Origin of the sequence: Scandinavium hiltneri (genome assembly GCF_024764835.1) — a bacterium.
Taxonomy (GTDB): Bacteria; Pseudomonadota; Gammaproteobacteria; order Enterobacterales; family Enterobacteriaceae; genus Scandinavium; species Scandinavium hiltneri.
Genome location: NZ_JALIGE010000076.1, coordinates 995,712 through 1,022,309, shown reverse-complemented (window position 1 = coordinate 1,022,309; position 26,598 = coordinate 995,712). Strand labels below are relative to the sequence as shown.

At 55.0% G+C, this 26,598-nt stretch carries 22 protein-coding genes; 11 read left to right on the top strand and 11 right to left on the bottom strand.

Translation table 11 applies throughout. The features are described 5' to 3' along the window. Positions 1-28: 28 nt before the first annotated feature. Positions 29-1,459, bottom strand: coding sequence for a MocR-like transcription factor YczR (gene yczR, locus MUU47_RS22230; RefSeq protein WP_258990326.1), 1,431 nt, complete (start codon positions 1,457-1,459; stop codon positions 29-31). Positions 1,460-1,546: 87 nt separating this feature from the next. On the opposite strand from yczR, the gene yczE reads away from it, so the two are divergent. From yczE to MUU47_RS22210, 4 genes are all read left to right on the top strand, one after another. Beyond that, entirely contained in the window at positions 1,547-2,161 is a 615-nt protein-coding gene (yczE, locus tag MUU47_RS22225) for a membrane protein YczE (RefSeq protein WP_258990325.1), read from the top strand. Positions 2,162-2,234: 73 nt separating this feature from the next. Then, positions 2,235-3,305 carry a LacI family DNA-binding transcriptional regulator gene (locus tag MUU47_RS22220; RefSeq protein WP_258990324.1) on the top strand — a complete coding sequence of 357 codons (1,071 nt, stop codon included), beginning with the start codon at positions 2,235-2,237 and terminating at the stop codon, positions 3,303-3,305. A 103-nt stretch (positions 3,306-3,408) separates the two neighbouring features. After that, a complete protein-coding gene (locus tag MUU47_RS22215; RefSeq protein WP_374684772.1) occupies positions 3,409-6,495 on the top strand; it encodes a beta-galactosidase in 3,087 nt (1,028 codons plus the stop codon). A gap of 62 nt (positions 6,496-6,557) precedes the next feature. Next, on the top strand, positions 6,558-6,911 hold the full coding sequence (locus tag MUU47_RS22210; RefSeq protein ID WP_258990322.1) for a DUF1428 domain-containing protein: 354 nt from the start codon (positions 6,558-6,560) through the stop codon (positions 6,909-6,911). A 38-nt stretch (positions 6,912-6,949) separates the two neighbouring features. Here MUU47_RS22210 and pdeB read toward each other — a convergent pair whose 3' ends face one another. Continuing rightward, positions 6,950-8,518: a cyclic di-3',5'-guanosine monophosphate phosphodiesterase PdeB gene (gene pdeB, locus MUU47_RS22205; protein WP_258990321.1), complete on the bottom strand. Its 1,569-nt coding sequence runs from the start codon at positions 8,516-8,518 to the stop codon at positions 6,950-6,952. Positions 8,519-8,620: 102 nt separating this feature from the next. Here pdeB and MUU47_RS22200 point away from each other — a divergent pair, with 102 nt between their 5' ends. After that, positions 8,621-9,337: a GntR family transcriptional regulator gene (locus tag MUU47_RS22200; RefSeq protein WP_258990320.1), complete on the top strand. Its 717-nt coding sequence runs from the start codon at positions 8,621-8,623 to the stop codon at positions 9,335-9,337. Here MUU47_RS22200 and MUU47_RS22195 read toward each other — a convergent pair whose 3' ends face one another. Further along, a complete protein-coding gene (locus MUU47_RS22195) occupies positions 9,338-10,537 on the bottom strand; it encodes an enolase C-terminal domain-like protein (RefSeq protein WP_258990319.1) in 1,200 nt (399 codons plus the stop codon). A gap of 278 nt (positions 10,538-10,815) precedes the next feature. Between MUU47_RS22195 and MUU47_RS22190 the strand changes: the two genes are divergently transcribed. From MUU47_RS22190 to ykgO, 3 genes are all read left to right on the top strand, one after another. Then, positions 10,816-12,192: a PTS transporter subunit EIIC gene (locus MUU47_RS22190; RefSeq protein ID WP_258990318.1), complete on the top strand. Its 1,377-nt coding sequence runs from the start codon at positions 10,816-10,818 to the stop codon at positions 12,190-12,192. A 155-nt stretch (positions 12,193-12,347) separates the two neighbouring features. Further along, a complete protein-coding gene (locus MUU47_RS22185; RefSeq protein ID WP_159772753.1) occupies positions 12,348-12,608 on the top strand; it encodes a type B 50S ribosomal protein L31 in 261 nt (86 codons plus the stop codon). A 2-nt stretch (positions 12,609-12,610) separates the two neighbouring features. Continuing rightward, complete coding sequence (gene ykgO / locus MUU47_RS22180) at positions 12,611-12,751, top strand: type B 50S ribosomal protein L36 (protein ID WP_097161539.1); 141 nt, start codon at positions 12,611-12,613, stop codon at positions 12,749-12,751. Here the strand turns inward: ykgO and MUU47_RS22175 are convergent. Further along, a complete protein-coding gene (locus tag MUU47_RS22175) occupies positions 12,748-13,458 on the bottom strand; it encodes a GNAT family N-acetyltransferase (RefSeq protein ID WP_258990317.1) in 711 nt (236 codons plus the stop codon). The genes ykgO and MUU47_RS22175 overlap by 4 nt on opposite strands. Before the next feature lie 100 nt (positions 13,459-13,558). Between MUU47_RS22175 and pdxR the strand changes: the two genes are divergently transcribed. Further along, a complete protein-coding gene (pdxR, locus tag MUU47_RS22170; RefSeq protein ID WP_258990313.1) occupies positions 13,559-15,019 on the top strand; it encodes a MocR-like pyridoxine biosynthesis transcription factor PdxR in 1,461 nt (486 codons plus the stop codon). Here the strand turns inward: pdxR and MUU47_RS22165 are convergent. The 6 genes from MUU47_RS22165 to acrA form a co-directional block, all read right to left on the bottom strand. After that, complete coding sequence (locus tag MUU47_RS22165) at positions 14,991-15,458, bottom strand: YlaC family protein (RefSeq protein WP_258990312.1); 468 nt, start codon at positions 15,456-15,458, stop codon at positions 14,991-14,993. The genes pdxR and MUU47_RS22165 overlap by 29 nt on opposite strands. A 96-nt stretch (positions 15,459-15,554) precedes the next feature. After that, complete coding sequence (maa, locus tag MUU47_RS22160) at positions 15,555-16,109, bottom strand: maltose O-acetyltransferase (RefSeq protein ID WP_258990311.1); 555 nt, start codon at positions 16,107-16,109, stop codon at positions 15,555-15,557. Between the two features lie 149 nt (positions 16,110-16,258). Next, the gene (hha, locus tag MUU47_RS22155; RefSeq protein ID WP_125355557.1) at positions 16,259-16,477 is read right to left on the bottom strand and encodes a hemolysin expression-modulating protein Hha; all 219 of its coding nucleotides are present in this window, start codon (positions 16,475-16,477) and stop codon (positions 16,259-16,261) included. Positions 16,478-16,504: 27 nt separating this feature from the next. Beyond that, the gene (gene tomB, locus MUU47_RS22150; protein WP_110511699.1) at positions 16,505-16,879 is read right to left on the bottom strand and encodes an Hha toxicity modulator TomB; all 375 of its coding nucleotides are present in this window, start codon (positions 16,877-16,879) and stop codon (positions 16,505-16,507) included. Between the two features lie 505 nt (positions 16,880-17,384). Next, complete coding sequence (gene acrB, locus MUU47_RS22145; RefSeq protein ID WP_258990310.1) at positions 17,385-20,531, bottom strand: multidrug efflux RND transporter permease subunit AcrB; 3,147 nt, start codon at positions 20,529-20,531, stop codon at positions 17,385-17,387. A 22-nt stretch (positions 20,532-20,553) separates the two neighbouring features. Next, positions 20,554-21,747 carry a multidrug efflux RND transporter periplasmic adaptor subunit AcrA gene (acrA, locus tag MUU47_RS22140; RefSeq protein ID WP_258990309.1) on the bottom strand — a complete coding sequence of 398 codons (1,194 nt, stop codon included), beginning with the start codon at positions 21,745-21,747 and terminating at the stop codon, positions 20,554-20,556. A gap of 141 nt (positions 21,748-21,888) precedes the next feature. Between acrA and acrR the strand changes: the two genes are divergently transcribed. Beyond that, on the top strand, positions 21,889-22,533 hold the full coding sequence (gene acrR / locus MUU47_RS22135; protein ID WP_159772774.1) for a multidrug efflux transporter transcriptional repressor AcrR: 645 nt from the start codon (positions 21,889-21,891) through the stop codon (positions 22,531-22,533). Positions 22,534-22,661: 128 nt separating this feature from the next. Further along, positions 22,662-26,015, top strand: a complete 3,354-nt coding sequence (mscK, locus tag MUU47_RS22130; protein ID WP_258990307.1) for a mechanosensitive channel MscK — start codon at positions 22,662-22,664, stop codon at positions 26,013-26,015. A gap of 416 nt (positions 26,016-26,431) precedes the next feature. Here mscK and rsmS read toward each other — a convergent pair whose 3' ends face one another. After that, on the bottom strand, positions 26,432-26,593 hold the full coding sequence (rsmS, locus tag MUU47_RS22125) for a pleiotropic regulatory protein RsmS (protein WP_258990305.1): 162 nt from the start codon (positions 26,591-26,593) through the stop codon (positions 26,432-26,434). Between the last annotated feature and the right edge of the window lie 5 nt (positions 26,594-26,598).

Here is a 26,598-nt window from a genome sequence, read left to right as displayed (position 1 = left end):
GAATAGCCGCTATTAGCTCGTCGCGATTTTAATAGATTATTTTTCTTGCTCGTAAGTTATTCTGCTGACCGTTCAGAGAATTCCAGATGGGTTGCAAGGTTTTGAAGGCGATTTGTAGCGTTTCATCGTCCAGCGTAAACGGCAACCGTAGCCAGCGGTCGAATGCGCCAACCAGTCCAAATCGCGTCCCCGTTCCCAAATGAATCCCCACACTTTCGGCCCGCGCTGCAAACAGCGTCGAGAGCATATCCGGTAATTCCACCCAGAATGACAGTCCGCCTTCCGGCTGCGTATAGCGCCACTGAGGGAAATACTCCGCCATTAACGCGCTGCACATATCCCGACGGGCGGCGAGCATCTGTCGTCTTTGCGGCAGCAGGTGGTCGGCATTTTCCAGCAGCCAGTCGGTGGCCAGCTGTTCCAGCAACGGCGAGCCTAAATCCAGCGTATCGCGCGCCTGTGCCAGCGAAGAAAGCGTGCGCGATGAAGCGCGGATCCACCCAAGCCGCAACCCTCCCCAAAAACTTTTTCCTGTTGAACCCAGCGTTATCACCGGCGCATCGGTGTTGAATGCAGCCAGCGGCGGTGGCGGTGGGGCGTTGTACCAGAGATCGACCATTGTTTCGTCAATCACAAGCGTAGTGCGGGTGCGCGCTGAAAGATCGGCGATGCGCTGGCGAGTCGGGCCATCCATACAACGTCCGGTCGGGTTATGAAAGTCAGGCATCAGATACGCCAGACGCGGTGACGTTTGCGCGAATGTGGCGGTGAGACCGTCTACATCCCAGCCTTCTGCAGGCAGTGACACACCCACCGGACGGCAGGACGCACCCTGGATAGCCGCAATCGCCAGCGGATACGTTGGGTTATCGACCACCACCCGATCGCCAGGGCCAGTCAACAGCCGCAGAATCAAGGCCAGCCCACTCACCGCTCCGTTCACAATCATGATTTCGTCAGCGCGCGTCGGCAAACCACGGGCGCAATAGTGTTGCGCAATGGTTTCACGCAGCGCCGGTAAACCCTGCTGATCGTAACCGGTGCTGGCTAAATGCTGTGGTAAAAGAGAGAGCGCGTGATGATAAGCCTGATGAATTTCTGGTCCGGCGTTGAGTGCGGCAATGGATAAGTCCAGCGCCTGTACGGTGTTCATTCTGGTCGGAACCTGAGGCTGCTGAGCCGGCAGAATCACCCGGGAACCGCTGCCATGACGGCTGACCACGTAGCCTTCATCACGCAGCTGTGCCAGCGCGCTGGCAACCGTGGTGCGACTTACGCCGAGCGCGGTCGACAGTTCGCGTTCGCCAGGCAAACGGCTGTCGAGCGCCAGGCGACCGTCAAGAATTAACAGCCGCAGCGCCTCGGCCAGCTGACGCCAGAGTGGGGTGCGGGACGGGGTTTCCTGCCAGTGGCCCAGCAGGCTTACCAACGACTGGCTACCGGAACGACGAAGAGACATAGCAGTCCACTTTTATAAAACTGGTCATTAATAATAAGTCCATTTTTAACGATGATGCGTTTTTCAGCAACGAATATAGAGGTCGCTATGCTGCGTCGTTTACTGCAACTGTACGTCGGGCTGTGCCTGTATGGGATTTCCACCGGGATGTTTGTGCAGGCCAATTTGGGCGCTGATCCCTGGAATGTATTTCATCTTGGGGTGGGGAAAGTCTTCTCACTGGATATCGGTACGGTGATGATCCTCACCGGGGCATTGGTATTGCTGCTGTGGATCCCCATCCGCCAGCGTCCGGGACTCGGGACTATCAGCAATGTGATTGTGCTTGGCCTGGCAGCGAATGCCACGATTGTCGTGATCCCCGCGCCGGAATCACTGTGGCTACAAAGTGGGATGATGGTCATCGCGGTGATATTGAACGCGCTGGCGACCGGAATGTACATCGGTGCCGGTTTTGGCCCCGGGCCGCGCGATGGACTGATGACGGGGATCCACGCCCGCACGGGCTGGGCGATTCGAGGGATCCGCACCACGATTGAAGTCACGGTGCTGGTTATCGGTTATTTTTTGGGGGGCAGCGTTGGGATCGGTACGCTGGTTTATGCCCTGGCGATTGGCCCGTTGATCCAGCTCTGTTTACCGTGGTTCCGCGCAGAATCTGCGGTGCGCCCGGTGCTGAAAAAAGAGAAAGTGTTGCGCTAATTTACGAAGCGCTCACAGTCAGGCGCTGAATTATCCGTTACACTGACGGCATTGCTTCCCGGATGTCGGAAATATGAAAACCACCACCCTTTACGATGTTGCCCGTGTGGCGGGCGTTTCCTATCAGACCGTTTCCCGCGTGATAAATCAGGCGGCGCACGTCTCGGCGCGCACGCGTGAAAACGTCGAGCGCGCAATGGCGGAACTCAACTATGTTCCCAACCGTGGCGCACAGCTTCTGGCGGGAAAACGCCAGCCGACGCTGGGGCTTATCAGCGCCGATCTGGCGTTGCATGCGCCGTCGCAAATCGCGTCAGCGGTGAAACAGCGGGCGGGTGAGCAAGGCTACGCGGTGCTGATTTCGATGGTCACGGATAATGCGGAAACCTGCTGCCGGGAGGCGGTGCAAGAACTGTTGGCGCAGCGCGTTGATGGCCTGATGATCAACGTCCCGCTGGAAGATGAGGTTGCGCAGCGGCTACGGGCGCTGGCCGCGCCGCTGCCGGTGCTATTTCTCGATGTCAGTGAACAAGCGGCGGTGAATAGCCTCGTGTTCAGCCCTTCGCAGGGTGCGCAGCTTGGCGTGACGCATCTTCTTGAACAGGGGCATTCACGTATTGCGCTGCTGGCAGGGCCTGTAACATCCGTCTCGGCCCGGGCGCGCCTGGCGGGCTGGCAGCAGTCGCTTGCAGCGGCCGGGCTGACGCCATGCGCGGTAGCCCGCGGAGACTGGAGCGCGCAGTCGGGGTATGAAAAAGCCCACGGTTTATTGGCGAATGCGACGAAACCTGACGCGGTACTGGTGGCGAACGATCAGATGGCGCTCGGCGTGCTGCGGGCCTGTGCTGAAAAGGGCATTGCGGTGCCGGGGCAGCTGTCGGTCGTCGGCTATGATGACACCACCGACAGCGCATGGTTTACGCCGCCATTGACCACCATTCGTCAGGCGTTTCGCGAAGCGGGCGAGCAGGGCGTTGACTGGCTGACGGGCGAAAGCGAGGCAGGCGTTATCCGCCAGACCCGGCTGCCGGTGACGTTGGTGGTACGTGGATCGAGCGCGCCTGCTCAGCAGGAAGCGCCGGAAGATCTGGCCCATCGTTTACACCAACTGATGGCGCTGGCGAATAAACTGGGTTTGCCATGATCGCTTTGTGATCGTGCTCGCTTCTTGTCGACAGGATCCTTTACCCTTCTTTCCGAACGGTGCATTCTGATTAAAATTGTGAGCGCTTCGCAAAGAGGTTTATCTGATGACATCTGCACCTACCACCCTGGCTCTGCAACTGGCTCGTCGTGACTGGGAAAACCCCGGCGTCACCCAATGGCATCGTTTAGCGGCCCACGCGCCGATGAACAGCTGGCGCGATCCACTTGCGGGGCAGCAAGATGTGGCTTCAGCTTCGCTAAAATCCCTCAACGGTGAGTGGCGTTTTAGCTTCTTTAGCGCCCCTGAAGCGGTGCCGGATGCGTGGCTCGAACGCGATTTGCCCGACGCCGTCGCCATGCCGGTGCCGTCGAACTGGCAGATGCAGGGTTTTGATACGCCGATTTATACCAACGTCACCTATCCCATTCCGGTCACCCCGCCGCAGGTGCCTGCCGACAACCCGACAGGCTGCTATTCGCGCGACGTTGAGGTGCCGGAAAGCTGGCTGCAAAAAGGGCAGACGAGAATTGTGTTCGACGGCGTGAACTCCGCGTTTCATTTGTGGTGCAACGGCGTGTGGATTGGTTATTCCCAGGACAGTCGCCTGCCTGCGGAATTTGACCTCAGCGAGGTGCTGGTGGCCGGACGTAACCGGCTGGCGGTGATGGTGCTGCGCTGGTGCGACGGCAGCTATCTGGAAGATCAGGACATGTGGCGGATGAGCGGCATTTTCCGCGACGTCGCGCTGCTGCATAAGCCCGCGACGCGGATTGCTGATTACTATCACGTCACGGATTTGAACGAGGATTTCAGCCATGGCGTGCTCAAGCTTAACGTGGCGCTGGAAGGTGAGGCGTTTAACGAAACCGAAGTGGAAGCGGTGCTCTGGCATGATGGCGAGGAAATTGGCCGCCAACGGCAAAAGCCGGGCAGCGACACTGTCGATGAGCGCGGCAACTGGGCCGAACGGCTGGTGCTGGCCATTCCGGTTAACGAACCGGAATTGTGGAGTGCCGAGATCCCGAATCTTTATCGACTGACGATCACCCTGTTTGACGCCGACGGCCAGGCGCTGGAAACCGAAGCCTGCGATGTTGGCTTTCGTCGGGTAGCCATCATTGATGGCCTGCTGATGCTCAACGGCAAACCGCTGCTTATCCGCGGCGTGAACCGCCACGAGCATCACCCGCAAACCGGGCAAGCCGTAGATGAGACCACGATGCGGCAGGATATTTTGCTGATGAAGCAGAATAACTTTAACGCCGTACGCTGCTCGCATTATCCCAACCATCCGCTGTGGTACCGGCTCTGTGACCGCTATGGCCTGTACGTGGTGGATGAGGCGAATATTGAAACCCACGGCATGGTGCCGATGCGTCGTCTGGCGGACGATCCACGCTGGTTACCGGCGATGAGCGAGCGTGTGACGCGCATGGTGAGCCGCGATCGCAACCATCCGTCGATCGTTATCTGGTCGCTCGGCAATGAATCAGGACACGGTGCGAACCACGATGCGCTGTATCGCTGGCTGAAAACCACCGATCCGACGCGTCCGGTGCAGTACGAAGGCGGCGGGGCGAATAGCGCCGCGACCGATATCGTCTGCCCGATGTATGCGCGTGTTGATCAGGATCAGCCGTTCCCGGCGGTGCCGAAATGGTCGCTGAAAAAATGGATTGGCCTGCCAGGCGAAACGCGGCCGCTGATCCTTTGTGAATACGCCCACGCGATGGGCAACAGCTTTGGCGGTTTTGCCAAATACTGGCAGGCATTCCGCGAGTTCCCACGTTTACAGGGCGGCTTCGTCTGGGACTGGGTCGATCAGGCGCTGTGTAAAACCGATTCGAATGGGCAGACATTTTGGGCCTACGGCGGAGATTTTGGCGACACGCCCAACGATCGCCAGTTCTGCATGAACGGCCTGGTTTTTCCGGATCGCACGCCGCATCCGGCGTTGTCTGAAGCCAAACGCGCGCAGCAGTTTTTCCAGTTCCGTCTGCATTCTCTCGCGCCGCTGTGTGTGGAAATCAGCAGCGAATACCTGTTCCGTTACAGCGATAACGAGCGTCTGTGCTGGTGGATTTCGCGCGACGGCGAACGTTTGGTGGAAGGTGAGTGCGAGCTTAATCTGGCGCCGCAGAGCAGCCAATGTATTGAATTATCAGGAATTACTCTGCCCGCGGGCGAGGGTGAAATCTGGCTGAACGTTGAGGTGTGGCAGACCAATGCCACCGCCTGGTCTGAGGCCAATCATCTCTGCGCCTGGAACCAGTGGCCGCTGCCCGCGCCGCTCGCCGTGCCTGCTTCACGCGTTACGGGTCTTGCGCCGCAGCTGGCCGTGAGTGAAAAAGCCTTCACCGTCACCCACGGTAGCCAGCGCTGGGCTTTTTGCCGGGAAAGCGGGCATCTGAGCCAGTGGTGGCGAGACGAACAGCCGGGATTATTGACGCCTGTGATGGATAACTTCACCCGCGCGCCGCTGGATAACGATATTGGCGTCAGCGAAGCCACGCGCATCGATCCGAATGCCTGGGTTGAGCGCTGGAAGGCTGCCGGACTGTACGCCATGAATGCCCGCCTGCTGCGCTGTGAAGGCCGCCAGCAGGGCGATGAAGTGGTGATTCACACTCGCCACGTTTGGGAGCATCAGCAGAAAGTGCTGTTTATCTCGGATAAGTGCTGGCGCATCGACGACAATGGCATGCTTCACGCGGAAATTGACGTCACCGTGGCGACCGATATCCCTCAGCCTGCGCGCATCGGCCTGTGCTGTCAGCTGGTCGACATTGCGCCAGAGGCATCGTGGCTGGGCCTTGGACCGCATGAAAACTACCCGGACAGAAAGCTTGCCGCGCGTCAGGGGCGCTGGACGTTGCCGCTTGAAAAACTGCATACGCCATATGTTTTCCCCACTGAAAATGGCCTGCGCTGCGACACCCGCGAACTGCGCTATGGCGATAATCTCTGGCAGGGCGCGTTCCATTTCGGCCTGAGTCGCTATGGTCAACAGCAGCTGCATGCCGTGAGTCATCAGCATTTGCTGCGTGAAGAAGCGGGCTGCTGGCTGAACCTGGACGCGTTCCACATGGGCGTCGGCGGTGACGATTCATGGAGCCCGAGCGTATCGCCAGAATTCCTGCTTTCCTCGCGCCGCCTGCGTTATGCGTTCAGCTGGCGTCGCGACTAAACTTATCAACGCCGGATGCGGTCAGAAACGCTGGCCGCACCGTTCACTTCGGAGGTTATCTCATGAAGTATGTTGATGGTTTTGTCGTTGCCGTGCCTGCGGACAAAAAGGAGGCGTATATCGCGCTGGCGGCAAAGGCGGCACCGTTGTTTAAAGAGTTTGGTGCAACCCGCGTGGTGGAATGTTGGGCAGATGATGTGCCGGACGGCAAGCTGACCGATTTTCGCATGGCGGTAAAAGCCGAAGACAATGAAGAAGTGGTTTTCAGCTGGATTGAGTACCCCTCGAAAGAGGTTCGGGATGCGGCCAACGCGAAGATGATGGCCGATCCGCGGATGAAAGAGATGGGCGATAGCATGCCGTTTGATGGTAACCGGATGATTTACGGCGGCTTTTCCCCGATCCTCGACGAGTAAGCGTTGAATACGGCTGTGCGGCGTGCCGCCAGCCGTTTTTACATTGACGTCGACGGATGCAGATTCTCCTCAGCCCAGGTAATAAACTCCGCCTGCGGCAGCGCTTTGCAGAACAGCCAGCCCTGGCCAAACTGTACCCCGTGTTCCGCCAGCCAGCGGCGCTGCTCCTCGGTTTCCACGCCTTCCGCCACCATCGCCAGCTGCAATGATTTGGCCATTTCAATGATGTGCGGGGTGACGTTTTTAAACTCCAGCGCATCGACAAACGACTTATCGATTTTGATGATGTCGACGTCGAGATTTTGCAGATAGCTGAGACTGGAATAGCCAGTGCCGAAATCATCGATGTACAGCGCATACCCCGCCTGACGTAGCTGGCTCAGGGTGTCGGCGCTGTTTTTCAAATCGATAAAGCTGCGTTCGGTTAGCTCTAACGCCACCTGTGACGGCGTTAAACTCCATTTGTTCAACTGCTGCGCGAGCTGGGCAGGTAACCGCGTGGTGATCAAATCCTGCGGATCGAGATTGATCGAGACGTGTTGGGTCGGATGCTGCTTCAGCCATGGACCCAGATCCTCAAATACTGTCTCGACGATAAGGCCGGTCAGGCGAGTAATCAGTCCGGTTTGCTCGGCCAGCGGAACGAAAATCTCCGGTGACAAAAAGGTACCGTCCGGCTGTCGCCAGCGGGCCAGGGCTTCTGCGCCAACGATCCGGCCCGAGCGTAACGAGACAATCGGCTGATAATACACGTCGAGGCTGCGGGCGTTGATGGCGTCGAGCATACGGTGATAGGGCGATTGCAAATTGCGCACCATGCGCAGAATCAGCAGCGACGCGAGGCCGCTGATTAACACGCCGAGCGGCAGCCAGAGCTGCAACTGCTGGTGCCATTTGTCAGTCAGCGGCGCAACAGGAGCCCAGACCACCTGCGATAAGCCGATATCCGGGTAGTCGCGTAAGTTGTAAAGCATGCCATCGTGCTCAAAGGTATGGTCGCCTTTGTGGCGCTCCTGCTGCCATAGCAACAGGTCAAACGGTGCGCTTTGGGCGATGATGCCGCCGCTATGGCTGCCAATCAGCACGGTGTTAATAGTCCATTGCGCGAAGGGAACGACGTCGACAAATGAGCCGGGATCAATCATCACCATATGACGTTGGCTCGCCAGTGCCACCATGTCATGATTGATGCCCAAGTCGTTGCTGTTGGTCAGCCAAACGCGATAGCCATCCGGGGTCCGGCGGTTGGCCGGCGGAAACTGTATTTCGCTACTGTGGCTTTCGAGGGAAGAACATTCCGGCTTCATGCCATTGAGCGATAAGACTTCCTGGATGTCACGGTGCGTATAGGACACACGTCGCATCGCTTGCAGATGCGCTGGGCTACAGGTTAGGCCCTGAAAGGCGTCAATTTCTTTCAGCGTCGATTTAGCCTGTTCCACCACCAGATGCGTGCGCAGTATGGTGCGCTCACCGTATTGGTTGAGGTCATGGTTAAACTCTTTTTCTGCCTGATAATGCGCGAGCCACACGCTGAGCGTGACCGGCAACAGGACCGAAAGGATCAACACGACCACGACCAGACCTATCGTTCTTTTACTTGTCATGGGCCTGTTTTCCTTTCAGCGCTGAATTCGTCATGTTCTGCCAATTATATGCAATGATAGGGTTAACTGTCTTTTTTCAAAGGACTAATTTGGGAAGTGCCGATGAAAAAAAATGAATTCGTCACGCAGGATCTGCTCAGCAAAATTTATCAGCAGGGTGATTCGGCCCCGCGCAAACTGCCACCTGAACGACAGCTGGCGGAAGAATATGGCGTGTCGCGCTTTACGGTGCGTCAGGCACTGGAAAAGCTGGCGAGTATTGGCGTCGTCAGAATTGTGCAGGGATCGGGATGCTGGATTAACGAACAGGCGCGAAATAATCCGTTGGTGTACAACTCGATTACCGAAAAACGTTTCGACCAGATGCGTTATCGGATGATAAGCCTGCATAAAAAGCGCCCGAATCGCGAGGAGCAACAGATATTCGGGCTAACGGATGATGATTTTATCTGGCAGTTTTGTCGTCTGCGCTATGTGGACGACAGCCCAGTGCAAATCGAGGTATCACGCATGCCGTCGACGGCGTTCGCTGACCTTAATCAGCAGGTTATCGAACGATCGTTACAGCAATATGTTCTGGAAAAGGGCTATCAGATTTCGCACATGCTCACGACGTATCGGGCGGTAAACGTTAGTCGGGAACAGGCGGAATTATTGGGCTGCAAAAAGGGCAGCCCGGCGATGCTCATCAATAACCGTGGCCTTCTGGCGGGCGGGCAGGTCTACGCGGTCAGCGACATTATCGACATCAACTACACCTGCACCTACGTGATTCCGCATAACCGCGATAACCTCGCATTCCGCCAGCAGCCTGGCTGATTACGGCGTGTGCAGTGAGCCGTCTGGCAGGCGGCTTTGGGTCCATTCATGCGGACGGTAAGCCACCGGATGCGCGAGGGCCAGCGCTTCGTTGAAATCGACGCCAATGCCATTGGCCTGCGGTGGATATACGTAGCCATCTTTGACTTCCGGTGCGCCAGGGAATACCGCGTCGGTGGTGGCCGAGCGCGGAATGTATTCCTGAATCGCGGCGTTGTGCAGATGAATATTCAGATGCGTATTCACCGCCACGCCAATCGGCGTCATGTCACCAGGGCCATGCCAGGCCAGACGCACGCCAAAGGCCTGACACAGCACCGCCAGCTTCAGCGCCGGAGTTACCCCGCCAATCTGCGAAACATGGCAGCGAATAAAATCAATCTGCCGGTTCACAATCACGTCGTGCCATTCCGCAGGGTTGTTGAACAGCTCGCCCAGCGCCAGCGGAACGCTGCTCTGCTGACGAATTTGTGCCAGCCACGGGGTTTGCTGCGGTGGCAAAATGTCTTCAATAAAGTATGGCTGGTACGGTTCGAGCTGTTTGGCTAACTGTACCGCCTGCTGCGGGAAAAGGCGTTCGTGGACGTCATGCAGAATATGGAAACGGTGGCCGTAGCGCTCGCGCAGGGCGCGGAACATTTCCACCGTGTTGCGCATGTACTGATCCTGATCGAACCACGCGCCGGACGAAGGGTTTTCTGGGGCATGTAATTCCGTCGGCGTGCCGCCGTAAAAGCCGAGCTGGCAGCGAATATGGCGATAGCCTATTTCCAGCAGCCCATCGACAGCGACGAACAGCTCTTCCAGCGTTTCACCGCTGGCGTGCGAATAGGCGGCGATTGCATCCCGGGATTTTCCACCCAGCAGCTGATACAGCGGCATATTCGCCAGCCGCGCTTTGATATCCCACAGCGCCATATCAACCCCGGCCATGGCGTTGTTCATCGCCGGGCCGTTACGCCAGTAGGCGTTGACGTTCATCATCTGCCAGAGATCTTCGATATTATTGGCGTCGCGGCCAATCAGCAGCGGGCGCAGATATTCATCGACCAGCGTTTTGACCGCCAGCGGGCGCTGCTGAAATGTGGCGCAGCCAAGGCCGATAACGCCTTTGTCAGTAGTAACGCGCACCGTCACCAGATTATGGCGGTCGGGGCGGGTGATGAAGCAGTCGATAGCGGTAATAAGCGTCGGTTGCACGGAAAAAAGCTCCCTGTCTGAGACGAAAAAAGAACACGATTGATGATTTATCTTCGCCCTATTTTCAGTGGCAGGTAAACCTTTTTCTGGAATAAATATTTTGGTCTGAAATAGAAGGTTAATTGAATTAAAAACCAGACCAATTGTGCCCGAAAACGACATTGATGGCTAATTAGAACTAGAAATGTGATGGCCTTCAAATTTTATTGGTTTGTTTTACGCGATGGGCTTTATTACCATCCGGATAACCAAAACAAGTACACTTCGCAGGAGTCACTATGGGGACGCGAGACGCCATCGCCCGGATTATTCAGCTGGTCGGTGGGCAAGATAATATCAATAAAGTCTGGCACTGCATGACCCGCTTACGCTTTGATTTAATTGATGATAGCAAAATAGAACAGAGTGAAATTAAGAAGCTACCCGGCGTGCTGGGTGCGCAATTACAAAGCGATCAGTTCCAGATAATCATCGGCCCGAAGGTGAACGGCTGGTATGAGCAATTGCAGGAAACGTTGGGCCAGCGTGATGCGCCAGCCGCGTCGGACTCAAAAGGGCGAAAAAGCCTGGTATCGCTGTTTATGGATACCGTCTCTGGGGTGTTTGGTCCGATTGTGCCGGCGATTGCCGGGGCCGGGATGATCAAAGGTTTACTGGCCGGATTAATTGCGCTGAAGGTGGTGTCGCCGAAAAGTGAAACGGTGATGGTCATCGACCTTATCGCCAGCGGCGTGTTCTATTTCCTGCCGTTTTTCCTGGCGGTTTCCGCAGCGAAAATCTTCAAAACCAATGAATACCTCGCGGCGGCGGTGGCGGCCTGCCTGATGTATCCGACCTTAATCGACGCGGCGAAGGCGCTGGCTACGCACCAGCCGGATGCGGCTTCCGCGCTGTGGCTGATGAACGCTATCCCGGTGTCGGTGTTTAACTATTCATCGAGCGTTATTCCGGTGATTTTCTCGGTGCTGGCGCTGAAATACATCCATAAATGGGTCGACAGCATTATGCCGGAGGTGCTGAAAACTGTGTTCACGCCAACGCTGACGCTGTTTATCGGCGCGCTGGCGGCACTGGTGGTGATTGGTCCGGTTGGTATCTGGCTGGGTAAAGGGCTGGCGTTGTTTATCGAAGGCCTGTTCAGCGTGTCAGCGAGCTTTGCCGGACTGGTGGTGGGCGCAATCCGTCCGGTGGCAATCCTGACCGGGATGCACCACGCAATGACGCCGATTGCCCTGCAAAACTTCAGCGATCGCGGCTACGACATGCTGATGCCGATGATGTTTATGGCCAATATGGCGATTGCCGGGGCGACGTTTGCTATCTGGCGTTTGAGCAAAGATCGCCAGGACCGTACGGTGACGCTGTCGGCGGCGGTTTCCGCGTTGCTCGGCATTACCGAACCGGCGCTGTTTGGCGTGCTGACGCGCTATAAAAAGGCCTTTATCGCCGCAACGATTGCCAGTTCAGTAGCCTCAGCGTTTATCGCGTTCTTCGGTGTGCGCCTGTACGGCTACATTTTGTCGAGCATTTTCAGTTTACCGGCCTATATCGGCCCGTATTTTGTCTTTGCGTTTTCGGGTGTGGTGATTGCGCTGGTGCTGTCGTTTACGCTGACCACGCTGCTGGTGGGCCAGGAACAAAAAAACGCCCGCTGACGCTACGCGGCGAATATAGATCTGGTCAAAGGAAAGGGCGACATGTTCGCCCTTTTTTATTGGTAACAGAAAAACCTCGTGTTTCTCATGGTTGATATTCATTCCCGGTCGGCGTACTTTGTTGTTATGTTATACTATAACAATTGAGGTTGATTATGAGAACCGATATCCATCCACACTACCGTACCGTGGTATTCCACGACACCAGCGCCAACGAATACTTCAAAGTCGGGTCCACCATTAAAACCGACAGGGAAATCGAACTGGACGGGGAAACTTTCCCGTACATCACCCTTGAAGTGTCGTCTAAGTCGCATCCGTTCTATACCGGGAAGCAAAAAACCTTCTCGAATGAAGGCAGCATGGCGCGTTTCCGTCAGCGTTTTGGCGGCTTTCTTGATGCGAAACGAGGCTAAACATACAGGTTCTGAATTCACTTAAAAGCGCGAAACAGCGCCACCCGGATTGTCAGATTGTAAGACGCAAAGGGCGGCTGTACGTCATTTGCAAAACAAACCCCCGCTTTAAAGCCGTGCAGGGGCGTAAGAAAAGACGTTAACGTTTTGGCTGTCGCCAACTTTCCAGGGAAGTCCTCTGCTTGCCGTCGGCGGTAAAATTGTCGGCGGCAAGCCATTTCTGCATTGCCTCATCGACCTCAGGCCATTCCTGGTCGATGATCGAAAACCAGTCGGTGTCACGATTGTGTCCTTTGATAACCAAAGCCTGACGAAAATGCCCTTCATACTGGAAGCCCATGCGCAGCGCGGCGCGACGTGACGGCTCATTCAGACTGTTACATTTCCACTCGTAGCGGCGATAGCCGAGAGTGTCGAACGCGTAACGCATCAGCAGCCATTGCGCTTCGGTGGACATCGGGGTGCGGCTCAGCAGCGGTGAAAAATGCACATGGCCCACTTCAACGACGCCATTTTTACTGTCGATGCGCATCAGCGCCAGCGTGCCAACCGGCTGCCCGCTCTGTTTATCGATGACGGCGAAGTGAATCGGGTCCGGTAAGCTCACCACACTTTGCACCCACGCGCGGTAGCTTTCCACGTCGGTGTCCGGTTCGCGCAGCAGCCATGTCCAGGCGCGGGTGTCTTCCGCCAGCTGATAGGCAGCAAACAGCGCGTCGGCATGTTCTGCCCGTAAAGGTTCGAGGCGGCACAGACGGCCTTCCAGGGTTTCACGACCCGGGTGCGGGCGCGGTTGCCAGTCCGGAAGCGCTTCCCCAACCGGTTGACCAAACTCATTTTTCTGACTCATACGGACTCCTTTTTTGGACGCGTTTACGCAGAATAGGGCGCTGATGGTTCCCTGGAAAGAGCCACTGGCGTATCTTCTTGTGGTACCACGAGGAGAGCCGATGAATATTCCTGATGATGCGTTTTATGGGCTGCTGGCAAAGGCCGTGCAGTTGCGCGACGGCGAAACGCTGCAGCGGACGATTTACCATGCGCTGCGCAACGCCATTCTGAACGGGCAACTTCAGCCGCAGAGCCGTCTGCCCGGCTCGCGCGCCATTGCCCAGCAGCTGCAACTTTCGCGTAATACCATTAACGCCGCGCTGGATCAGCTGGCGACGGAAGGCTATTTGCTGCGTGACCGACAGGGCTCTCAGGTGGCGACGCTGCCCCATTCCCCGGCGAATGAAACGACCCCGCCCTTGGTAATCAGCCTGCCACCGCATCTGGCACAGCTGCCCGCGGGTACGCGTCGGGATTCGCCGGCGCTGGCGTTTACGCCGGGCACGCCTGCGGTGAACTATTTCCCGTTGCCGCTTTGGCGCCGTTTGCTCGACCGCGTATGGCGTGATGAAGGCAGCGCGCTGTTGGGCTACGGTGATTCCGCTGGCGAATGGTCGTTGCGGGTGGCGGTTGCCCGGCATCTGGCGCTGTCACGTGGGATTGATTGCGATGCAAACCAGGTGGTGATTACCGAAGGCGCACGCGAAGGGCTGAATTTGTGCACCCAGCTGCTGAGTGAAAGAGGCCAGCCGGTGTGGTTTGAAGACCCAGGTTATTTTGGCGCACGCAGCGCGTTTATTTCCGCTGGATTACCGATTCATGGCCTTCCGGTGGATGAAGACGGCATGTGCTTTACCTCGGCAGTATTGCCCTCGCCGCGATTCATTTTCACCTCGCCTTCGCACCAGTATCCGCTCGGAAATCTGATGAGCGCCACGCGACGTCTGGCGTGGCTGGAGTTCGCCCGTCAGCATGACGCGTGGATTATTGAAGATGATTACGACAGTGAGTTTCGCTACAGCGGCGAGCCGATTCCGGCGATGCTCGGGATGGTGCCGAATGCACCGGTGGTGTATCTCGGGACGTTCAGCAAAACGCTGTTTCCGTCGCTGCGGATCGGATTTGTGGTGATGCCCAAAGCGCTGGCAAAATCGGTGCAGCCTGCGATTGATTCGTTGTTACGCGGAGGGCATCGCGCCGAGCAGCGAACGTTGGCCCATTTCATTGAGGAAGGGCACTACGCGCGGCACCTGGCGTCGATGCGTCGATTATACCGTAAGCGTCAGGCGCAGCTACGGGAGGCCATTGAGCAGGAGCTGACGTTTCCACACCTGATTTCTGCCGGGGAAGGGGGAATGCACCTGACGGTGAAAATTGACGGGATTGATGACGGAAAGGTGGTGGATTTAGCGCGCCAGTTCCAGCTGGCCCCGGCGGCACTGAGTCGTTTCTATCTTGACCCATCTCAGGGCGAAACCGGGATTGTGCTGGGGTACGGCAATACGTCGGCGTCGCGGTTTGTGGCCGGGATCCGTACCCTGAATCAGCTTATTACGCAGACTCGGCGCGCGTCAGAGTAAAGATGTCGTAGAACGACAGTTCACCTTTGGTGGCGATCATTTTCTTCAGCTGGCTTTTCTGCGGCTCTGCCACGCGCGGCGACTGCATGATGCTGTCGATTAGCGCTTCGGGTACGAAACGGGTGTTATACCACTCACCGTTGTAGCAGACGCGGAAATCGAGCACGTCGATATCTTCGTAACGGTAGCGCGGGGCCACGTCAAAAAAGAAAAATCCATTCATCACGATGAACAGCACCACCAACAGCCATTGAGAATCCGCCAGCGTTTCCGAACGGTACATCACAATCCAGGTGGCGAGGAAGCCGAGATACATGGCGATAAACAGCCCTGGGAAGCGGCGGATAAAGCTGATGCTGAAGCGCGGACGGTTGTCACGCTTCTCGGTGCTGTTCAGCTCATTGATGGTACGGGTGAGCAGTTGTTGGATTTCGGACATCTGCGCCTTCTGTTATGCCTGAATCAGGGATGCCCTATTTTATGTTGCGTCAATTCAGGCGAAAAGTAACAGTTCAGTGACAGAAAAGCATAACAGTCAGGCGAGCATTTTGATTATCTTCGCCGGATTGCCACCCACCACCGCATTGGCCGGGACATCTTTTACCACCACAGCACCGGATGCAATCACCGCGTTATCACCGATAGTGACCCCAGGATTAATGATGGCTCTTCCGCCAACCCAGACGCTGTTGCCAATCGTTACTGGTTTTCCGTATTCCGCCCCGCTATTACGCTCGTCGGCATCCAGCGGGTGGGTGGCGGTATAAATATGTACGCCGGGGGCGAGCATGCAGTTATCGCCAATCCGAATCGGACAGACGTCCAGCATCACGCAGTCGAAATTAGCGTAAAAGTGATGACCGAGGAAAATGTTGTAGCCGTAATCGCAGCGGAAAGTGGGCTCAATATACGCGTCTTCAGCCCGCCCGAGCAGTTCACCGAGCAAGCGGGAGCGTAGCGCTTTCTCCTCAGGCGAGGAGTGATTGTATTGATGCAAAGAGTTTCTGGCGCATAAACGGTCGGCACGGAGGGTGGCATCACCCGGACGATACAGCTCTCCGGCGATCATTTTACGTTTTTCTTCACTCATGTGATTCTCCTTTTAATCAGAGAGCCACAGTATAGGCTGTCGCGCCAATGGGGAACGTTCCCTGGCTCGACGTGTGACTTTTATCACATTGTAATCTGTACTGTTGTCAGTAAAGAAAGTAAGAGGAAGGGGAACATAAGCAGTGTTAATTAACGTATAAATTTCCACACTGATGATGGAATCTTATCATAGAGCTTATTCATTGTGAGTTCTGCGAGACGATGATCCGCTGCTGAGTAAAAAACAGCCAGTTCATTATCTGAGAGTTCATATTTATTTTTTTCAATAACGCGTTCTAATGTATCAAGCGTCTGACAACGTCGCAGTCGCATCAAATAATCAGTTTTTGTTAAAGGTTGATCTGACATAACTTCACCTTTTTGATTGTAATAATTTTAACAAGAAAGACTTACAGGGTTCGTCCGGCTAAGATTGACAAAGCAACGGAAGAGTCTGTTTCCAGACTTCCGCCATTTCTGCAGGTCATCTGCATTAATGCCGTAGTTACTGAACAACATAAAGGTATCGTCCAGATATTCATCAATTTGCGCGATCAATTTATTGTCTTCGTTATACTTAATTTTGTAATTAAGTGCGAAGGTTGCAATATGCTCGATCAGTTCATTGAGTTGAAGATTCAGCGCCGACGTGGGGTCATTAACCCAGCCAGCTCGATTTTCTTCAAGGTTAGCGAGACAGTCATGATACAACGTTTCACAGAGAAATTTAAGCTGTGCGAGATCATGTCTTTTTGGCGAATATTCGTCCATAACGCATCCCCTTATGATTAATCAACAAACACCGTGTGGGATGGATACTGCTGTCTGACCCGGAACATACTCTGTGAACCTGATACGGTAACTATAATCTACTCTGAAAAAGATTTCACCGCGCTATTACGAAAAATTACAATTACCGTTATTTCGCGCGTCACCATCCACATTTCACGACATTCCTAATACCAATGACGTAAGACTGTTATCGGAAAAGAGGCTCAGACACGCTTATTTTTCATTAGCTTATGTTTAATGAAAGGCCGTTTTAGTGAATAGCCATATAGTGCAAGGCAATCAAACCAAGAGTAATCTTAAGTGAACGTCTGAAAACAAGGCAGAATTTCCGCATATTGACTGCGGAAAATATCCACATTATTAAGATTATATCCCTGATGATTGTTGGCGTTAAATAAACGATTGCGCAATACGTGCGATTCATCTTATGAGACAAAAAAGAAGGGCCGCAGAAGCGGCCCTTTTTCATTACAGTAAACGTTAATTAATGACGTTCTACCGGATGACTATGTTCAACATCTTCGTTCTTTTTACTGAAACGGCGGCGAACCACCACGAAGAACACTGGAACAAAGAAGATAGCCAGAACGGTCGCGGTGATCATCCCGCCCATTACGCCAGTACCAACGGCGTTCTGTGCACCGGAACCTGCACCAGTACTGATAACCAGCGGCATTACCCCGAGGATAAACGCCAGAGAGGTCATCAGAATCGGACGCAGACGCATACGGACCGCTTCGAGCGTCGATTCAATCAGGCCTTTACCTTCTTTTTCCATCAGATCTTTGGCGAATTCCACGATAAGAATCGCGTTCTTCGCCGACAAGCCAATGGTTGTCAGCAGGCCTACCTGGAAGTACACGTCGTTGGTCAGCCCGCGGAACGTGGCGGCTAACAGCGCACCCACAACCCCGAGCGGAACCACCAGCATGACCGAGAACGGAATCGACCAGCTCTCGTACAGGGCTGCCAGACACAAGAACACGACAATCAGTGAAATTGCGTACAGGGCAGGGGCCTGGTTACCGGACAGACGTTCCTGGTAGGACATCCCCGTCCAGTCGTAGCCCACACCAGTCGGCAGTTTACTCGCCAGCTGTTCCATCAGCAGCATCGCTTCACCGGTACTCTTACCCGGTGCCGCCTGGCCGAGGATTTCCATCGAAGGCAGACCGTTATAGCGTTCCAGACGCGGTGAACCGTATTCCCAACGCGAGGTGGAGAAGGCGGAGAACGGTACCATCTGGCCATTGCTGCCACGGACGTACCAGTTGCCAATATCATTCGGCAGCATACGGTATGGCGCTTCGGACATCACATACACTTTCTTCACGCGCCCACGGTCAACGAAGTCGTTGACGTAGCTACCGCCCCAAGCGGCTCCCAGTGTAGTGTTGATGTCGCTAATGGACACACCGAGCGCCTGTGCTTTTTCCTGATCGATATCGATTTTGAACTGCGGCGTATCTTCCAGACCGTTCGGACGAACACCGACCAGCATGTCAGGATGTTTAGCCACTTCGCCAAACAGCTGGTTACGCGCCTGCGTCAGTTTTTCGTGGCCGAGGCCCGCCTGGTCAATTAGCTGGAAGTCAAAGCCGGTTGCTGTACCCAGTTCAACAATCGCTGGCAGGTTGAAGGCGAACACCATCGCATCTTTAATCTGCGAGAAGCGCGCCATCGCGCGACCAGTGATCGCACCAACTTTGTTTTCCTCACCCGGACGTTCGCTCCAGTCTTTCAGAGAAACGAACGCAATACCGGTGTTCTGACCACGACCGGCGAAGCCGAAGCCGTTAACCGCGAACACGGATTCTACGTTGGCTTTCTCTTTGTTGAGGTAGTAATCCGTTACCTCATCAAGGACTTTCTGCGTACGTTCCTGCGTCGCACCTGCTGGCAGCTGCGCCATGGTCAGGAAGACGCCCTGGTCTTCATCTGGCAGGAACGAACTTGGCAGACGGACGAACAGGTAAGCCATGCCGACCACGATGATGATATACAGCAGCAGATAACGACCGGTGCTGCGCAGAATGTTGCCTACGCTGTCGGTGTAATGGTGCGTGCTCTTATCGAACATGCGGTTAAACCAGCCGAAGAACCCTTTGTGCTCGCCGTGGCCGCCTTTCTGAATAGGCTTCAGCATGGTGGCACACAGGGCAGGGGTCAGGATCAACGCCACGAGAACCGACAGGGCCATCGCAGAAACGATGGTGATGGAGAACTGACGATAAATCGCACCGGTTGAACCCCCGAAGAATGCCATCGGGATAAATACTGCGGACAGTACCATGGCGATACCCACCAACGCGCCTTGGATCTGGCCCATTGATTTACGGGTCGCTTCTTTCGGCGGTAGCCCTTCCTCGGCCATGACACGCTCGACGTTCTCGACCACCACGATGGCGTCATCCACCAACAGCCCGATGGCGAGCACCATCCCGAACATCGTCAGGGTGTTTATCGAGTAACCGAAGGCGGAAAGTACCGCAAAGGTGCCGAGCAATACCACGGGTACCGCGATGGTTGGGATAAGCGTGGCTCGGAAGTTCTGCAGGAACAGATACATAACGAGGAACACGAGGATAATCGCTTCAACCAGCGTTTTCACCACTTCGTGAATGGAGATTTTCACGAATGGCGTGGTGTCGTATGGGTAAACGATTTTCATCCCTGCCGGGAAGAAAGGCTCCATGCGTTTCAGTTCTGCACGGATCGCATCGGCGGTGTTCAGCGCGTTCGCGCCGGTCGCCAGTTTGATCCCCAGACCTGATGCAGGCTGTCCGTTAAACTTCGCCACAACGTCGTAGTTTTCGCCGCCGAGTTCAATCTTCGCCACGTCACGCAGACGAACCTGCGAACCGTCCGGATTGACTTTCAGCAAGATTTTGCCGAACTCATCGGTGTTAGTCAGACGCGTCTGGGCAATGATCGAGGCATTCAGCTGCTGGCCTTTCACTGGCGGCGTACCGCCTAACTGACCGGCCGCCACCTGGGCGTTCTGTGCTTTCAGTGCGTTAATGACGTCAACTGGCGTCAACTGGTAGTTATTCAGCTTGTTCGGATCCATCCAGATACGCATTGCGTACTGAGAACCGAACAGCTGAACGTCACCGACGCCGGAAGTACGGCTAATCGGGTCCTTCATGTTGGCGGCAACGTAGTCGGAGATATCGTCTTGGGTCATGGTGCCGTTGGTGTTGATAACACCGACAACCATCAGGAAGCTGCTGGAGGCTTTCTCCACGCTCACACCCTGCTGTTGAACTTCCTGCGGCAGAAGCGGCATCGCCAGCTGCAGTTTGTTCTGAACCTGAACCTGAGCGATGTCTGGATCGGTACCGGACTGGAAGGTCAGGGTAATGGTTGCTGTACCGGTAGAGTCACCGTTGGAAGACATATACATCAGGTTATCGATACCGTTCATATTCTGTTCGATAACCTGCGTCACGGTGTTCTGCACAGTCGCAGCATCCGCTCCTGGATACACGGCTGTGATAGCAATCGCCGGTGGCGCAATCGTTGGATATTGCGCTATCGGCAATTTGAGGATCGCAAGCCCCCCTGCCAGCATGATAATGATGGCGATCACCCACGCGAATATGGGGCGATCGATAAAGAAATTAGGCATGTCTTAACGTCTCCTGTTTAAGTTAAGACTTAGGCTGTTCTGACGCTGCATTACCTGCAGTTTGCTGCTGTGCGTCAGAAGTGACTTCCTGCGCTTTTACCTGAGCGCCCGGCCTCACTTTTTGTAAACCGGTAATGATGACGCGATCGCCTGTTTTCAGACCGTCGGTAACCAGCCATTTGTCGCCGATAGCTTGGGTTGCGGTAATCTGGCGAAGTTCGACTTTGTCGCCTTCACCGACCAACATGACGCTGGCATCACCACGTGGGGTACGCGTTACGCCCTGCTGAGGTACCAGCAGCGCCGTCGGGTTGGTCCCTTCTTCCAGTTTCGCTCGCACGAACATGCCCGGTAACAGGGTATGGTCAGGGTTAGGGAAGACTGCACGGAGGGTAATAGAACCGGTGGTCTGGTCTACGGTCACATCAGAGAATTCCAGGGTACCGCTCTGCGAATATTTGATACCGTCCTGAGTAACGAGGTCGACCTTCGCTTTGCCGTCAACTTGCTTCAGCGCACCGCTGGTCAGTTCCTGCTTCAGACGCAGGAAATCGTTACTGGATTGCGTAACATCCACATAGATAGGATCAAGCTGCTGAACGGTCGCCAGGGCATCAGCCTGACCGTTCTGTACCAGCGCACCTTCGGTAACGGAAGATTTGCCAATGCGGCCACCGATTGGAGAAGTCACTTTGGTGTACGCCAGGTTGATACGCGCGCTTTCAACCGCAGCTTTCGACGCAACAACGGAGGCGTTAGCCTGCTGTGCATCAGCCAGCGCGGTGTCGTAATCCTGTTTACTGATGTACTGAGTACCCACCAGTTTCTGATAACGGTTAACCGTCAGCTGAGCAATTTTAGCGGCAGCTTCTGCTTTCGCCAGATCGCCTTTCGCGCTGTCATAGGAAGCCTGATAGGTTGCTGGATCAATCTGATACAGAGACTCGCCAGCCTTGATTTCACCGCCTTCCGTAAAGTTGCGTTTCAGGATAATGCCACTCACCTGAGGACGAACTTCTGCGATACGGAAAGCACTGGTGCGGCCAGGTAATTCAGTCGTGATTTGGAGAGGTTCAGTTTTGAGCGTTACAACACCAACTTCTGGCGTATGCGCTGCTCCTTGTTGAGCCTGTTTATCGTCACATCCTGTAAGCGCTAAGCTGCCTGAAAGCATCAGAACGACCGCCAGAGGCGTTAACCCTCTGTTTTTGTTCATATGTAAACCTCGAGTGTCCGATTTCAAATTGATCAATGGATCAAATGTCCACAAACCCATTGCTGCTTTATATTATGGTCGTGCTATGGTACATACATTCACAAATGTATGTAAATCTAACCTCTGTAAATTCACCAACCTATGGCACGAAAAACCAAACAACAAGCCCTGGAAACACGGCATCACATTCTTGATGTGGCCCTGCGGTTGTTTTCCCAACGGGGGGTATCATCCACCTCGCTGGCCGAGATTGCAAAAGCGGCTGGTGTAACCCGCGGAGCAATTTACTGGCATTTCAAGAACAAATCAGATTTATTTAACGAAATCTGGCAGCTTTATGAATTCAGTATCGGCAGTCTTGAGTCTGAGTATCAGGCAAAATTCCCCGGCGATCCACTCTCAGTTCTTAGGGAAATACTAGTCTATATCCTGGAAGCAACGGTGGTTGTAGAGCGTCGGCGGTTATTGATGGAGATAATCTTCCATAAATGTGAATTTGTTGGCGAAATGGCCACTGTACAGCAAGTTCAGCGCGACCTTTGCCTTGAAAGTTATGACCGGGTAGAACAGGCCTTACGGGAATGTACCCTCGCTGGACAACTTCCGGCAGATTTACTTACCCGACGCGCTGCCATTTTGATGCGTAGCTATATTTCCGGAATTGTCGAGAATTGGTTATTTTCTCCCGACACCTTTGACCTGAAAAAAGAAGCCCGAGACTACATCGCTATTTTGCTGGAAATGTACCAGCTTTGCCCGACGCTGAGGGCCGGCCCGTCGCAATGAATGGGCAAGAGGGAATATACCCGGAATTTTCCTAAGGCTGACTGCTATTCGGCGAACGGGAGAAATGCTATTCTTCGCCAGCAATTGCTCCCGGCGTCTCCGGCCCTGAACTCATTCATGCTGACACTATGCTGCACAACAATTTCTGGCGAAAATCATTTTCCGCGCTCATCATCGCTCTGACCTTTTTCTTCGGTACCTTTGGCATTTCGCAGGCGCGCGCGCAAAGCAATAACGATCTGCCTGATCGGGCCGACGTGCAAAAGCAACTCACAACGCTGAGTAAGAAAAAAGAACTCACTCCGCAGGATAAGCTCGTTGAGCAGGACCTGTCGGACACGCTGCAACTGCTCGATAAAATTGACCGCGTCAAAGATGAAACTGCGCAGCTTAAACAGCAGATAGACCAGGCCCCGGCTAAAATGCGCCAGGCTACCGACAGCCTCAACGCGCTATCCGACGTCGACAACGACGTCGAAACCCGCAAAAACCTGAATCAGCTTTCTATGCGTCAGCTGGAAGCGCGGGTCACTGAATTACTCGATCAACTGCAAAATGCGCAGAACGATCTCGCCACCTACAACAGCCAGCTGGTGTCTCTGCAAACACAGCCCGAACGCGTGCAGAACGCCATGTACAACGCGTCCCAGCAGCTCCAGCAAATTCGTAATCGCCTGAACGGCACCACCGTGGGTGAAGACGCGCTGCGTCCGACTCAGCAAACCATGCTGTTAGTGCAGCAGGCGTTGCTCAATGCCGAACTCGATCAGCAGCGTAAAAGCCTCTCCGGCAACACCGTGTTGCAGGACACATTGCAGAAACAGCGCGATTACGTCACTGCCAACAGCAACCGTCTTCAGCATCAACTCCTGCTTTTACAGGAAGCGGTAAACAGCAAGCGTCTGACCCTGACCGAAAAAACGGCACAGGAAGCGGTCTCACCTGACGATGCCGAACGCATTCAGGCGAATCCGTTGGTCAAACAGGAGCTGGATGTTAACCATCAGCTCAGCGAACGTTTGATTAAGGCGACCGAGACCGGCAACCAACTGGTACAGCAGAATATTCGGGTCAAAACCTGGCTCGACCGCGCGCTGCAGTCCGAACGCAACATCAAAGAACAGATTTCGATGCTCAAAGGCAGCCTGCTGCTGTCGCGAATTCTCTATCAGGAACAGCAGACGCTGCCGTCGGCGGATGAACTGGAAGACATGACCAACCGCATAGCGGACTTGCGTCTTGAGCAGTTTGAAGTGAATCAGCAGCGCGATGCGCTGTTCCAGAGCGACGATTTCGTGGCGAAGCTGGAAGAGGGTCACAAGACTGACGTCACCGACGAAGTAACCGATGCGCTGACCCAAGTGGTCGACATGCGTCGTGAATTGCTAGACCAGATGAACAAGCAGCTCGGCAACCAGCTGATGATGGCTATCAACCTGCAGGTAAATCAGCAGCAGTTGATGAGCGTCTCGAAAAGCCTGCGCTCCATTCTTACCCAGCAAATTTTCTGGGTGAACAGCAACAAACCGATGGACTGGGATTGGATTAAATCGTTCCCGTCTGCGCTGAAAGATCAGTTCAGCAAAATGAAAGTCACCGTCAACTGGGAAAAGGCCTGGCCGTCGGTGTTCGTTGCTTTCCTTGCCGGATTGCCGCTGTTGCTGATCGCCGGGCTTATCCGCTGGCGTATGAAATGGCTGCGCAACTACCAGCAAAAGCTGGCCTCGGAAGTGGGGCAGCTGCGTAACGACAGCCAGCTCAATACCCCGAAAGCGCTGTTTATCGATCTCATTCGCACCCTGCCGGTGGTGATGTTAATCCTGGCGGTGGGGCTGATCCTGCTGACCATGCAGCTCAACATCAGCGACCTGCTGTGGGCATTCAGTAAAAAACTGGCGCTGTTCTGGCTGATTTTTGGCATGTGCTGGAAAGTGCTCGAGAAAAATGGCGTGGCGGTGATGCATTTCAACATGCAGCCGCAGCTGACCAGCCACTGGCGTCGCCAGATTGTACGCATCAGCCTGGCGCTGCTGCCGCTGCACTTCTGGTCTGTTGAAGCGGAGCTCTCGCCGTTACACCTGATGGATGACGTACTCGGCCAGTTTGCGATTTTCCTCAACCTGCTGCTGGTCACTGTGCTTATCTGGCCGATGTGCCGCGACAGCTGGCGTGACAAAGAGTCCCACAGCCTGCGCCTGATAACCATTACCACGCTGGCGATTGTGCCGGTTGCGCTGATGGTGCTGACAGCCACCGGTTATTTCTACACCACGCTGCGCCTGGCCGGACGCTGGATTGAAACTGTTTATCTGGTCATTCTGTGGAACCTGATTTACCAGACTGTTCTGCGTGGCCTGAGTGTTGCCGCTCGGCGAATTGCCTACCGCCGTGCGCTGGCGCGTCGTCAGCATATTGTGAAAGAGGGTGCAGAAGGGGCTGAGCCGCTGGAAGAACCGACCATCGCGCTGGAAGACGTTAACCAGCAGACGTTGCGTATTACCGTGCTGGTGATGACGGCGCTGTTTGGCGTGATGTTCTGGGCGATTTGGTCAGACTTAATCACCGTATTCGCCTATCTCGACAGCATCACGTTGTGGCATTACAACGTGACCGAAGCCGGGGCCGAAGTGCTACGTAACGTCACGCTCGGTAGCCTGCTGTTTGCGCTGATTTCTTTTGGCGTTGCCTGGGCGCTAATCCGTAACTTACCAGGCCTGCTGGAAGTGCTGGTGCTCTCGCGTCTGAACATGCGCCAGGGGGCCTCTTACGCCATCACGACGATTTTGAATTATGTGATTATCGGCGCGGGCGCAATGACGGTCTTCGGCTCGCTTGGCGTGTCGTGGGACAAACTGCAATGGCTCGCTGCCGCGCTGTCGGTCGGTCTTGGTTTTGGTTTACAGGAAATTTTCGGTAACTTTGTATCGGGCCTGATCATCCTGTTCGAGCGCCCGGTACGCATCGGCGATACGGTGACCATCGGGACATTCTCGGGATCGGTCAGCAAGATCCGTATCCGCGCCACCACCATCACCGACTTTGACCGTAAAGAAGTGATCATCCCGAACAAAGCCTTCGTCACCGAGCGTCTGATTAACTGGTCGCTGAGCGATACCATCACTCGCGTGGTGATCCGTTTGGGTGTGGCTTACGGTTCTGATCTGGATAAGGTCAAAGAAGTGCTGCTGCAAGCGGCGAGGGAACATCCAAAAGTCATGCACGATCCGGAGCCGTCGGTGTTCTTCACCAATTTCGGCCCGAGCACGCTGGATCATGAGCTGCGTCTGTACGTGCGTGAATTACGCGATCGCAGCTACACCGTAGACGAGCTGAACCGCGCCATTGACCGTCTGTGTCGTGAGAATGGAATTAACATCGCGTTTAATCAACTGGAAGTTCATCTGAGTAATAAAATGGGTGATCAAGTGACGGAAGTGAAGCGCGAAGTGAAAGGGGACGATCCGACCCCTGCGGGTGCGTGATGGGGGGGCTGGATCGGTGGAATTGTTCCGTTCACCAGGGCTCCTCTGCTTTTCTGTTACACCGTTGACGGTGAACGTGCAAAGGGAGCTCGCCGCCGCTCCCTTTGCAATCCCGGCTCCCGGCGATCAAAATCGCCGCTTCGCGGTGCCCGTGACTTATTGCGTCTGGCTTTCGGGTCGGGCGCAGGTAACATCCCTGTAAGTTGCGCCCTCCGCCCGCATCCCTGCGGGCGGCCCCGGCCAGCCGCAAACGTCCCGGCGATTTTCAGCCGGACACAAGGTCAACACCCTCAGTTCCCTCTGGCGGGGTCGCGGGGATTGATAAGGGGCGCGCGAAAGCGCCCCTTATCCCGTTCACGTTCTGCATGAGTTGCGGAACCTGCTGAACATTTGGTGAACGGAACAATACCACCGTTCTAACATTGTGAATGTCGGACACCCTGCGCCTTACGCTCAAAATCCCGTTTCACGATCTCCAGCGCGCGAAGCACAACTTCAGGTGCAATCTCGTGTTCCTCCAGCAGCATAATCAAATCTACCGCCAGTTTGACATCGTCCGGGGCATTCTCCAGCGACATGCGTT